The 12,436-nt window shown below is 60.7% G+C and carries 10 protein-coding genes; 6 read left to right on the top strand and 4 right to left on the bottom strand.

Annotated features, from left to right (window positions below; translation table 11 throughout):
- Positions 1-223: 223 nt before the first annotated feature.
- From AC07N8_RS02585 to edd, 4 genes are all read right to left on the bottom strand, one after another.
- A complete protein-coding gene (locus AC07N8_RS02585) occupies positions 224-1,693 on the bottom strand; it encodes an ATP-binding protein (protein ID WP_123432925.1) in 1,470 nt (489 codons plus the stop codon).
- The gene (locus AC07N8_RS02580; RefSeq protein ID WP_140667520.1) at positions 1,683-2,414 is read right to left on the bottom strand and encodes a response regulator; all 732 of its coding nucleotides are present in this window, start codon (positions 2,412-2,414) and stop codon (positions 1,683-1,685) included. The genes AC07N8_RS02585 and AC07N8_RS02580 overlap by 11 nt, the downstream gene beginning before the upstream one ends.
- A gap of 189 nt (positions 2,415-2,603) precedes the next feature.
- On the bottom strand, positions 2,604-3,563 hold the full coding sequence (locus AC07N8_RS02575) for a glucokinase (RefSeq protein ID WP_493142480.1): 960 nt from the start codon (positions 3,561-3,563) through the stop codon (positions 2,604-2,606).
- The gene (gene edd / locus AC07N8_RS02570) at positions 3,560-5,386 is read right to left on the bottom strand and encodes a phosphogluconate dehydratase (RefSeq protein ID WP_027922964.1); all 1,827 of its coding nucleotides are present in this window, start codon (positions 5,384-5,386) and stop codon (positions 3,560-3,562) included. Before edd ends, AC07N8_RS02575 begins: the two co-directional genes overlap by 4 nt.
- A gap of 220 nt (positions 5,387-5,606) precedes the next feature.
- On the opposite strand from edd, the gene gap reads away from it, so the two are divergent.
- The 6 genes from gap to AC07N8_RS02540 all read left to right on the top strand — a co-directional run bounded on the left by gap (position 5,607) and on the right by AC07N8_RS02540 (position 12,287).
- Positions 5,607-6,608 carry a type I glyceraldehyde-3-phosphate dehydrogenase gene (gene gap, locus AC07N8_RS02565; RefSeq protein WP_483841764.1) on the top strand — a complete coding sequence of 334 codons (1,002 nt, stop codon included), beginning with the start codon at positions 5,607-5,609 and terminating at the stop codon, positions 6,606-6,608.
- Between the two features lie 140 nt (positions 6,609-6,748).
- On the top strand, positions 6,749-7,267 hold the full coding sequence (locus AC07N8_RS02560; RefSeq protein WP_483841765.1) for an RNA polymerase sigma factor: 519 nt from the start codon (positions 6,749-6,751) through the stop codon (positions 7,265-7,267).
- A gap of 124 nt (positions 7,268-7,391) precedes the next feature.
- The gene (locus tag AC07N8_RS02555) at positions 7,392-8,357 is read left to right on the top strand and encodes a FecR family protein (protein ID WP_483841766.1); all 966 of its coding nucleotides are present in this window, start codon (positions 7,392-7,394) and stop codon (positions 8,355-8,357) included.
- Between the two features lie 122 nt (positions 8,358-8,479).
- Entirely contained in the window at positions 8,480-11,044 is a 2,565-nt protein-coding gene (locus AC07N8_RS02550) for a TonB-dependent receptor (RefSeq protein ID WP_493142477.1), read from the top strand.
- A gap of 75 nt (positions 11,045-11,119) precedes the next feature.
- On the top strand, positions 11,120-11,728 hold the full coding sequence (locus AC07N8_RS02545) for a biliverdin-producing heme oxygenase (protein ID WP_493142475.1): 609 nt from the start codon (positions 11,120-11,122) through the stop codon (positions 11,726-11,728).
- A 163-nt stretch (positions 11,729-11,891) separates the two neighbouring features.
- The gene (locus tag AC07N8_RS02540; protein ID WP_493142473.1) at positions 11,892-12,287 is read left to right on the top strand and encodes a YbaN family protein; all 396 of its coding nucleotides are present in this window, start codon (positions 11,892-11,894) and stop codon (positions 12,285-12,287) included.
- Positions 12,288-12,436 lie beyond the last annotated feature (149 nt).

The raw sequence follows: 12,436 nt of genomic DNA, 5'->3' as shown, positions 1-12,436 counted from the left end.
GTGCCTTTTTTGTTGTTTTGACTGAGGGCAGTCTAAACAACGGGCGGGGATGGGCTTGTAACGAAGGGGGCGAGTTATGTCACTGGTTTGTGACATTTGGCCGGAGATATTTGTTTAATGGTCTGACGCCTTCGCGAGCAGGCTCGCTCCCACATTGGTTTGCGGTGTGCACAAATCCCCTGTGGGAGCGAGCCTGCTCGCGAAGAACGATAACGCGGTCTATCTAGTCAACACTGCGCGGCAACTGCAACGTCACCCGCAACCCACCCTCACGCAGGTTTTGCAGGCTGACCTCGCCACCATGGCTATGCGCAATGTTGCGCGCAATCCCCAACCCCAACCCATACCCCTGCTGCTGTCCGGCCAGGCGGAAGTGCGGTTCGAACACCTGCTCCAGCCGCTGTTCCGGCACGCCCGGCCCTTCGTCATCGACGTGAAGGATGAACGCACTTTCATCGTCATCGATGTGCAAATGCGCGTTCTGCCCGTATTTCAGGGCATTGTCGATCAGATTGCCAATGCAGCGCTTGAGCGCCAGCGGTTTACCCGGATACGCCGCCAGCGCCCGCCCCTGCTGGGTCACGCGGCCATTGCCGTTAGGCGCCAGGTACGGTTCCACCAGGCAATCAAGCACGTGGTTGAGGTCCACCGGTTCGATGTTTTCGTGAATGTCGGTGTCTTTCACGCATTGCAGCGCGCCTTTGACCAGCAACTCCAACTCATCCAGATCACGCCCGAACTTGGCTTGCAGCTTTTCGTCTTCGAGCAATTCCACGCGCAGGCGCAAACGGGTGATGGGCGTTCGCAAGTCATGGGAAATCGCGCTGAACAACTGGCTACGTTCCGTCAGGTAACGGCTGATCCGTTCGCGCATGGCGTTGAACGCACGCCCCACTTCGACCACTTCACTGCCGCCGCCCTCGGCCACCGGTTGCACATCAGCCCCCAGCGACATGTCGCGCGCGGCCCGCGCCAGACGCTTGAGCGGCCGACTTTGCCAGTGCACCAGCAAGCCGATGAACAACAGCAAAAAGCTGCTGGTGAGGACGATGAACCAGACCTGTTGCGCCGGCAGACCTTGCTCTTCAAGACTGGTGTAGGGCTCGGGCAGCAACGAAGCGATGTACAGCCATTCACCCGGTGCCATCTGGATTTGCGTGACCAGCACGGGTGGATTGACCGGTTCGAGGGTCAACGCGTAATGCGCCCAGGAGCGTGGCAATTCATCGAGTTTCAGCCCGCTGTTGAAGATCCGCAGGTCTTCAGGGCTGACGAAAGTCACCGAGATATCGGTGTCATGGCCCAGGGATTCGCGCAGCACCTGGTCCACCGCTTTGAGCACGGCTTCCTTGCGTGGAGTGATCGGCAGCACTTCCATGCCCAGGGGTTTGTCGTTGAGCGTCACCACGAAACGGGTGCCGCCCATGCTGCGCAACTGATCCAGTACCAACGGCCGGAACGCGACCGGCAATGAGCGGAAGTAACTGACGCTGGCCGTCATCGAATGCGCCAGGCTGCGGGCGGCAGTGACCAGGCCTTCAAGCTGCGTGGCACGCAATTGCGAGACCCAGATCACGCTCGACAACGTCTGCGCAAACAACACCGCCAGCAACGTCAGCAACAACATCCGCCCGAGCAGCGAACGCGGCACCGGCACACGGGCGGCGAGCTTATTGAGAAACTCAGTGGCCATTGCTGGCAACCACATTGGCTGCCAGTTGGTAGCCGCTGCCGCGTACGGTGCGGATCAGTCGCGGCGGTTTTTCCGTGTCACGCAGACGCTGACGCAAGCGGCTGACCGCCATGTCGACGATACGGTCCAGCGGCATCAGATCGCGCCCACGAGTGGCGTTGCCGATGGTGTCGCGGTCGAGAATTTCCTGCGGGTGATCGAGGAACAGTTTCAACAGCGCGAAGTCGGCGCCGGACAGAATCACTTCTTCGCCATCGGTGTGGAACAGCCGGTGGCTGACCATGTCCAGGCGCCAGTCGTCGAACGCCAGCACTTCACCGCCATTACGTTCCTGACCGAATTGCGCACGACGCAACAGGGCTTTGATGCGCGCCTGCAATTCTCGTGGGCTGAAAGGTTTGCCGAGGTAATCGTCGGCGCCCAGCTCCAGGCCGATAACGCGGTCGGCTTCGTCGGAACTGGCGGTGAGCATGATGATTGGCACTTGCGCCTGACGCGGGTGCTGGCGAACCCAGCGGCACAGGCTGAAGCCGTCTTCGTCCGGGAGCATCACGTCGAGGATCACCAGATCGCTCGGGGCCTCGTTCAAGGCCTGGCGGAAACCGGCGCCATCGGGCGTGGTACGGACCTGGAAACCGGCGCGAGTCAGGTAGGTATCCAGCAACTCGCGTATCTCTTGATCGTCATCGACCAACAAAATCGACTTGTTGACTGAGCTCACGGGGCGGCGTCCTTGTTGTTTGAATTGGGCGGATTATGCCTGATGCACTGAATCTACAAACACCACAGAAACAACTGTGGGAAAACCAATGTGGGAGCGAGCCTGCTCGCGAAAGCGGTTTTACATTCAACACATTCGTTGACTGATACACCGCTTTCGCGAGCAGGCTCGCTCCCACAGGATTGCATTTCAAGTTGGGTTGGATTGTTCCAGCGCAACGCCCGCGCCCATCAGGCCGGAATACGGCGCCGTCACCAGCCACACCGGGATGCCTTTGAAGTAATCGCTCATGCAGCCCTTGTCGGCGAAGCACCGGGCAAATCCGCTTTCAAGGAAGAAATCGGCAAACCGCGGGATCACGCCACCGACGATGAACACGCCGCCGCGCCCACCGGTGGTCAGCACGTTGTTGCCGGCCACGCGACCGAGCCAGCAGCAGAATTGCTCCAGCACTTCCAGGGCAATCGGGTCGCCCGCGAGCCCGGCAGCGGTGATCGCTTCCGGCGTTTCGAGCACCGGCGTGTGGCCGTCCACCGCACAAATTGCCCGGTAAACCCGTGGCAAGCCGCCGCCGCTCAACGCAGTTTCAGCGCTGACATGCCCGATCTCATTGAAGATGTGTTGCCACAGCTGCGTTTCCCGCGGGCTGCTCAGCGGCAAATCGACGTGACCGCCCTCCCCCGGCAACGCGGCAAAACGCCCGTCGCCAAGGTCCAGCAAGGTCCCTACGCCCAAGCCAGTGCCCGGCCCAATCACCACCGCCGGCCGCAACGGTTCCGGGGTGCCTTCGCAGACCACCCGAAACTCACCCGGCTGCAAACGGGTCATGCCCAGCGCCATCGCCGAGAAGTCGTTGACCAGCAACAGTTGCTCGACCTGTAAGGTCTTGCAGAAACCCTTGCGGCTCAGCCGCCAGTGATTGTTGGTGAATTTAAATTCATCGCCACTCACCGGGCCTGCCACGGACAGGCACACCGAGCCGATCGAACCCGGCGCCAAGCCGAGTCCGCTCAGGTAGAGGCTGATCGCCTCTTCCGGGCTGGCGTGGTCGGCCGTCGCCAGCACCTGGACGCTTTCCAATTGCTGGTTTTTCCACAACGCGAAACGTGCGTTGGTCCCACCGATGTCACCGACCAAAGCCAGTTTCAATTAAGCGTCTCCAGGGCAGAAGTAAAGGCGCTGGCGCCCTGCTCTGCGGAGCTGAAGGCCATGCGCATGAAACCAAACAGCTCGCGTCCGCTGCCAATGTTATTGCCCAACAGGCCTTTGGCAGGTTCGCGCGCCGCGAATTCGTCGGCGTCCACCTTAAGCTCCAAGGTGCCTTTGACGCCATCGACGCGGATGATATCGCCCTCTTGCACCCGCGCCAAAGCGCCACCGACATACGCTTCGGGGCTGACGTGAATCGCCGCCGGGATTTTCCCCGAGGCGCCGGACATGCGTCCGTCCGTGACCAGCGCCACTTTGAAACCGCGATCCTGCAGCACACCAAGGAACGGCGTCATCTTGTGCAGTTCCGGCATGCCGTTGGAACGCGGGCCCTGGAAGCGCATCACCGCGACAAAATCCTTCTCCAGCAGACCGGCCTTGAAGGCGTCTGCCAGGTCCTGCTGATCCTGGAACACCATGGCCGGTGCTTCGACGATCTGGTTTTCCAGCGCTACGGCCGAGACTTTCATCACGCCGCGACCGAGGTTGCCTTCCATCACCCGCAAACCGCCCTCAGGCGAGAACGCACGAGCGACCGGGCGCAGGATGCTTTCGTCGAGGCTGTCGGTCACGCCTTCGCGCCAGACCAGTTCGCCGTTATCGAGGAACGGCTCCATGGTGTAACGGCGCAGGCCGTGACCGAGCACGGTGTTGACGTTTTCGTGCAACAGCCCGGCGTCCAGCAGTTCGCGGATCAGGAACGACATGCCGCCCGCTGCCTGGAAGTGGTTGATGTCGGCTTTGCCGTTCGGGTAGACGTGGCTCAGGGTCGGCACGACTTCGGAGAGGTCGGCCATGTCCTGCCAGGTCAACTGAATGCCCGCCGCCATGGCGATGGCCGGCATGTGCAGGGTGTGGTTGGTCGAGCCGCCGGTGGCGTGCAGTGCCACGATGGAGTTGACCAGCGATCGCTCGTCGACGATTTCGCCAATCGGCATGAAGTCGCCGTTCTGCTTGGTCAAACGTGTGACCTGATGCGCCGCTTCGCGGGTCAGGGCATCGCGCAACGGCGTGTTCGGATTGACGAAGGACGCACCCGGCAAGTGCAGGCCCATGACTTCCATGAGCAATTGGTTAGTGTTGGCGGTGCCGTAGAACGTGCAGGTGCCAGGGCTGTGGTAGGAATTCATTTCCGACTCCAGCAACTCTTCGCGACTGGCCTTGCCTTCGGCGTAGCGCTGGCGCACATCGGCTTTCTGCTTGTTGGAAATGCCCGAGACCATCGGCCCGCCCGGCACAAAAATCGTCGGCAGATGACCGAAACGCAATGCGCCCATCATCAGGCCCGGCACGATCTTGTCGCAGATGCCAAGCATCAGCGCGCCGTCGAACATGTTGTGGGACAGCGCCACGGCGGTGGACATCGCGATCACTTCGCGGCTCGGCAGGCTCAGTTCCATGCCCGGCTCGCCCTGGGTCACGCCGTCGCACATGGCTGGGGTGCCGCCGGCGAACTGGCCGACCGAACCGATCTCGCGCAGCGCTCGTTTGATCTGTTCCGGAAAGACTTCGTACGGCTGATGCGCCGAGAGCATGTCGTTATATGACGAAACTATGGCGATGTTGGCGGAGTTCATCATCCGCAGGCTGTTCTTGTCTTCGGTGCCGCAACCCGCCACGCCGTGGGCGAAGTTGGCGCATTGCAGCTTGCCGCGCATCGGACCGTCGCTGGCCGCACCGCGAATCAGTGCAAGGTAGGCCTCACGCGTGGCGCGGCTACGGGCGATAAGCCGTTCAGTGACCTCAAGGACGCGGGGATGCATGTGTAGAACTCCAGGCTAACGGATGTGGCGACCTGATTGTCTATGCTGAACAAGGACCGTTGTGATTGGGATGACAAACGGTTTTTCTTGATCGGTCGGACCAGTTGATTCAGGTCACTCGTTGTAGATTGAACAAAATATTGCCATTAAAAAGGCTTGTTTTCTATTTTTATGCGAATAATCTTGTAATTCCAACAACAAAACGACGGCGGCGCTGTAAATGACTCTTCGAATCGCAATCAATGGTTTTGGCCGGATTGGCCGCAACGTCCTGCGCGCACTGTATACCCAAGGCTATCGCCAGGATCTGCAGATCGTGGCCATCAACGATTTGGGAGACAGCGCAATCAACGCTCATCTGCTCAAGTACGACACTGTTCACGGCACGTTCGACGCCGATGTTCAGCACGATAATGAGAGCCTGACGGTCAACGGCGACCGAATTGCGGTCAGCGCCATTCGCAACCCGGCCGAGCTGCCGTGGGCTGCGGAAAAGATTGATGTCGTGTTCGAATGCACCGGTCTGTTCACCGACCGCGCCAAAGCCGCCGCGCATATTACGGCCGGCGCACGCAAAGTCATCATCTCGGCACCGGCCAAGGGCGCCGACGCCACCGTGGTGTATGGGGTGAACCACGACATTTTGCGCCAGCATCACCAGATCATTTCCAACGCGTCGTGCACCACCAACTGCCTGGCCCCGGTGGCTCAGGTGCTGCACCGTGAACTGGGAATCGAGAGCGGTCTGATGACCACGATCCACGCCTACACCAACGACCAGAACCTGACCGACGTCTACCACACCGACCCGTACCGCGCCCGCTCCGCCACGCAAAACATGATCCCGAGCAAGACCGGCGCGGCTGAAGCCGTTGGCCTGGTGCTGCCGGAACTGGCGGGCAAACTGACCGGCATGGCCGTGCGTGTTCCGGTGATCAACGTGTCGCTGGTGGACCTGACCGTTCAGCTGAAACGCGAAGCGTCGGCCGAAGAAGTGAATGCACTGCTTAAAGAAGCCAGCCAGCACTCGAAAATTCTCGGCTACAACACCTTGCCGCTGGTTTCCAGTGACTTCAACCACAACCCGCTGTCGTCGATCTTCGACGCCAACCACACCAAATCCAGCGGCAAACTGCTGAAGGTGCTGGCCTGGTACGACAACGAATGGGGCTTCTCCAACCGCATGCTCGATAACTGCCTGGCGTTGTGTAACGCCGAGTAACCCGACATCCCTGAGGATATCCCCTGTGGGAGCGAGCAGGCTCGCTCCCACACAGGTTTTGTGGCGTTCTGAAATCAATACTTGACCATCCGGCTAGATGATAAGCATTATCATTCGCTCGAAATGGATCAGGTTCCCCCGTGAGTCAATCTCGCTTCAATCACGTCTTCATCGCCCAGCGGGTTTCGCTGCTGCGCACGTTGGAGCGGATGGTCAATAATCACAGCACCGCCGAAGACCTCTTGCAGGAGACCTACCTGCGAGTGACCCGGGCGCTCAGTGAACGGGCCATCGATCACCTTGAACCCTTCGTTTTCCAGACCGCCCGTAACCTGGCGCTGGACCATTTGCGCGCGCGCCGCATCCAGTCCCGGACGATGCTCGACGACGTGCCGCTGGACGTGGTGGAAAGTATCGCCGCCCCTGCCAGCAGTGCCGAGGATGCCGCCCATGCCGAACAGTTACTGGAGCGTTTGAACGTGAGCCTCGGTGAACTGAGTCAGCGTCAGCAACAGATTTTCATCCTCAGCCGCCTGCACGGGCACAGCTACCTGGAGATTGCCGAGAAGCTCGACGTCTCCTTGAGCACGGTGCAGAAGGAACTGAAGCTGATCATGGCGATCTGCATCGGTGTCGCCGAGCGGTTAAACGGCGACTGAGTTTGTAGGGCTTTTCGTTAAGTGCGGGGATCGACTGCGCCGCCTCTCGGGCTTTGCTACCCTTGCCGCACTTTCAAGCTTCACTCATAAAACAGCCGTGCACAGACACTGCCGAGGAAACACCGTGACGGACACCCACCGCTCCTCTGCGCCCTCCCCGGCGCGGGACGCCGCAAGCGCGATGGACCAGGCCCTGGACTGGCTGATCGTGCTGGGCAGTCCGAGCGAGGAACAGACGCAAGCGTTTCATGACTGGCTGGCTGCCGATCCGCTGCATGCCGAAGCATTCGCCAAGGCGCAGGCCATCTGGGATGGCCCGCAAGTCGTGCAATGCGCACAACAACTGGCCTCCCGACCGCCGAAAGTGACCGTCCTGTCTCGCCTGCGTCCGCACTGGAAACCGCTGGCGACTGCCGCCGTGTTGATCCTCGGCCTGTTCAGTTTCAGCAACCTGCCGATGCGCCTGCAGGCCGATCATTTGACCGTGATTGGCGAACGCCAGCGCCTGCAACTGGAGGACGGTTCGAAAGTCCTGCTAAATACCAACTCGGCGTTTTCCAGCACCATCAACGATCAGCAGCGCGTGGCCCGGTTGTATCAGGGCGAGGCGTTTTTCGAAGTGCCGGCCAATCGTGGCCAGCCACTGCAAATCGACGCCGGGCCGGTCACCGCCAGCGTGCGCGATACCGCGTTTGCCGTGCGCTATCTGGACGGCGTGACGCAGGTTCGGGTGCAGCGCGGCGATGTCGACTTGCGTGCGACCCATGACGATGCGCGCATACGACTCTCGGCCGGTGAAAGCATCCGCATCGGCCCCAACGGTTTCGACCGCCCGGCCAAGCTTGATGCCGCCACCGACCTGGCGTGGGTCCAGGGCCGACTGGTGTTCGAAAACTGCCCGCTAAGCCAGGTGCTGGCCGAGTTGCGTCGCTACTATCCGGGCTGGATCATCAACACCAATGAGCAACTGGCCGACGTCGCCGTGACCGGCAATTACCGTCTCGACCAGCCGCTGGACGTGGTCCGCTCCCTCGCTCACATCACCTCCGCACGGCTTCAGGAATTCCCCGCGCTGGTGATCCTGAACTAAATGAGAATTATTTTTACTCGATAGCTGAAGCTCGTTCGTCTCGTTATAGCCAATGCAATTGATTCGCATCTCGACATGCCAATCAGCACCTATAAAGATTCGTGCGACACGGAGCGCTATCGATGTCCTCTCGCCTTACCCGCCAGTCCTCTTCACCTTCCCGCGTGCTGTCGCTGCTGACCGCAGCCATCCTGATGGCGGCAGCCGCGCCGCTCATGGCCGCCACCGCGGCCGAGCAGTCGACCCGCAACAGCGGTGATTACTCATTCGCGATCCCTCAGCAGTCGCTGGTCTCGGCACTCAATGCCTTTACCGCCGTAACCGGCTGGCAGGTCGGCTTGCCGGCAGAACTGGCGCAAGGCGTGGCGTCGCCGGGTGTGCGCGGTTCGTTGCCGCCGGAAAAAGCCCTCGATCGCCTGTTGGTGGGGACCAACCTGAGCTATCGCAAACTGGGCACCCATAACATTGTGCTGGAGAAGCGCAGCAACAGCGGTGTGCTCAACCTGGAACAGGTGACCATCAGCGCCACCCGTAACGAACAGGACGTGAACAGTGTGCCGAGCACGGTCAGCGTTTATACCCGTGAAGACCTGGACCGCAACAACGTCAATAACATCAAGGAACTGGTGCGCTACGAACCGGGTGTTTCGGTCGGCGGCGCCGGCCAGCGCGCCGGCCTCACGGGCTACAACATCCGCGGCATCGACGGCGACCGCGTGCTGACCCAGGTTGACGGTGTACAAGTGCCCGACAGTTTCTTCAATGGCCCCTATGCCCAGACCAACCGCAACTACGTCGACCCGGAAATCGTCAAACGCGTGGAAATCCTCCGCGGCCCGGCATCGGTGCTGTACGGCAGCAACGCCATCGGTGGCGCGGTCAGCTACTACACACTGGATGCGGACGACATCATCAAGCCAGGCAAGGACGTCGGCGCACGCCTGAAAACCGGTTACAGCTCGGCCGATGAAAGCTGGCTGACCTCCGGCACCGTGGCCGGCCGCACCGGCGAGTTCGACGGCTTGTTGCACCTGAGCCAGCGCAACGGCCATGAAACCGAATCCTACGGCGAAACCGGTGGCACCGGCCTCAACCGCACCGAGGCCAATCCCGAAGACGTGCGCACCACCAGCGTGCTGGCCAAACTCGGTTGGGATTACGCCGACGACGCGCGCCTGGGCCTGACGTACGAGCACTACAAGGACGACGTCGACACCAACCAGTTGAGCGCTGTGGGCGGTCCGTTCAACGCAGGGCGCGGTTTCGGTTTCTATAAATCGCGCACCGGTAACGACACGATCACCCGTGAACGTTTCGGCATCGATCACACCTTCGGCCTGGACACCGTTCTGGCCGACAACATCAAATGGTCGCTGAATTACCAGATCGCCAAGGCTGATCAAAGCACCGAAGAAATCTACGCGCCGTCGCGTACCGTGCTGCGCAACCGCGACACCACGTACAAGGATCGCCAATGGGTCTTCGATGCCCAGGTCGACAAGTCGTTTGCCATCGCCGAGACCGATCACCTCGTGACCTACGGCACCACCATCAAGCAGGATAAAGTCACCGGTTTGCGCACCGGCAGCGGCACCTGCCTGACCGTGGCCGGCGCCTGCCGGGTGATCGGTGCGCCGAGCGCCGCCGATACCCTGAAACCGGCCAGCGATTTCCCGGACCCGACCATTACCAGCTACAGCCTGTTCGCCCAGGATCAGATCAGCTGGGGCAACTGGACCTTCCTGCCCGGCGCGCGCTACGACTACACCAAGCTTACGCCGCATGTCACCGACGAGTTCCTCGCCACCGCCGACCAAAGCGGCAACGGCGTCGTCAGCGAAGACACCAAGACCTGGCATCGCCTGTCGCCAAAACTCGGCACCACTTATAGCTTCAATGACAACTACACGTGGTACGGCCAATACGCCGAAGGCTTCCGCACGCCGACGGCCAAGGCCTTGTACGGTCGCTTTGAAAACCTTGCGGGCGGTTATCAGGTCGCGCCCAACCCGGACCTGGAACCGGAAAAGAGCAAGAGCTATGAAACCGGCCTGCGCGGCCAGTTCGAGGCCGGCACGTTCGATGTGGCGGTGTTCTACAACAAATACCGCGACTTCATCGATGAGAACGCCATCACCCCTGGCTACACCGAGACCACGTTCCAGAGCAACAACATTGCCCACGCCACCATCAAAGGCGTGGAGCTCAAGGGGCGTCTGAACCTGGACACCTTCGGTGCCCCGAGCGGCCTGTATACCCAAGGTTCGGCGGCCTACCTGTATGGCCGCAACGATGACACTGGCCAGCCGTTGAACAGCATCAACCCGCTGACCGGCGTGTTCGGCCTCGGTTACGACCAGGACACCTACGGCGCGCTGCTGAACTGGACACTGGTCAAGCGCAAGACCCGCGTCGACAGCACCAGTTTCAAGACCCCGGACGGCACCAGCACCCAGTTCAAGACCCCGGGTTATGGCGTGCTCGACCTGGCCGGTTTCTACAAGGTCACCGACGACGTGACTGTCAACGCCGGCCTCTACAACCTGACCAACAAAAAGTACTGGCAGTGGGATGACGTGCGCGGCTACGACAGCGTCGGCGAAGCCTCGGTGACGCAACCGGCCAACCTCGATCGCCTGACCCAGCCGGGTCGCAACTTCGCGGTCAATCTGGTCTGGGACATCTGACCTCGCCTTTTTTTACTGTCCGGCGCCTGCTTATTCGTCTCGTTACCAGGCGCCTCCATTTCTCAAGGATTTCTCATGACCGCTCAGGACACTGCTCAACGCCCCGCTCTGCGTTCGCAACGCTTGAACCAGATCACCAACGAACCGCACACCAAACTCGATGCGCTGGTCAAAGCCCACGCACCGTTTGAAACCCAGGCCAACTTCGCGCGTTTCGTAGTGGCTCAGTACCTGTTTCAGTCGGAATTGGTGTCGCTGTACAACGATGCAGAATTGACCGCGATTGTTCCGGATTTGCCGGCTCGCTGCCGCGCTGAAGCGGCCAGGGCGGATCTGGCCGATCTGGAAACCGAAGTGCCAGCGCCTGTTGCCGGCGCGGTGAAAAATCCGACCAAGGCTGAAGCGCTGGGTTGGTTGTTCGTGTCAGAAGGTTCGAAGCTTGGCGCGGCGTTTTTGATCAAGCGTGCTGTCGGTTTGGGCTTGAGCGAAACCTTCGGCGCCCGCCACCTCGGCGAACCGGCAGGTGGTCGTGCTGAAGGCTGGAAAAGCTTTGTGAAGACGCTCGATGGCCTGGAGTTTTCTGCACAGGAAGAAGCTGAAGTGGAGAAGGCTGCGGTCGATGCGTTCAACCGCTTCACCGTGCTGCTGGAACAGGCTTACGCCACCAGCCCGGAACTCGCCTGAAGAAACACATCGCCCCTGTAGGAGTGAGCCTGCTCGCGAAGGCGTCAGCACATACACCATCGATGTCGCCTGACGCACCGCTTTCGCGAGCAGGCTCGCTCCCACAGGGAATTGAGTAAGCCTGCTAGACCTGATCAAGCCTTAATCGCCATCCGTGAGCCCCATGCCTCACCTTTCCTCCTCAAAACTCTCCCGCCTGCTGTTTGGCCTGCTGGCTTACGTAAGCCTCGGCATAGGCCTCGTCGCCATCGTCATCCCGGGCCTGCCCACCACCGAATTCATCCTGCTCGCCGCCTGGGCCGCGACCAAAAGTTCGCCGCGCCTGAGTGCCTGGCTGGAGAACCATCGGCTGTTCGGCTCGATCCTGCGCAACTGGCGCAACGGCAAAATCATCGCCCGTCGCGCCAAGGTCAGTGCCACCGTCAGCATGCTGCTGTGTGCCACGTTGATGCTGGTGATGCTCGATCACGGCTGGCCGGTTTACCTGGCGATTACCGGCATGGGCCTGGGCAATCTGTGGATCTGGTCGCGGCCGGAGTCATTGCCGAGAATTTCCTGAATTCCCGGCCATTTCAGGGCTTTTTCCTGCGCAAACGTTCACCTGCTACCGTTCGTCGGCATCGGTTCATGCAACCGTCACACGGCGCCGATGTGCATTGAATGGCGCTGAATGGATTTGGCGTACCGAGTCGATCGCGACTCCTTGCC

The organism is Pseudomonas sp. GW821-FHT10C09, assembly GCF_059415465.1.
This window is presented reverse-complemented; position numbering and strand designations above follow the sequence as displayed.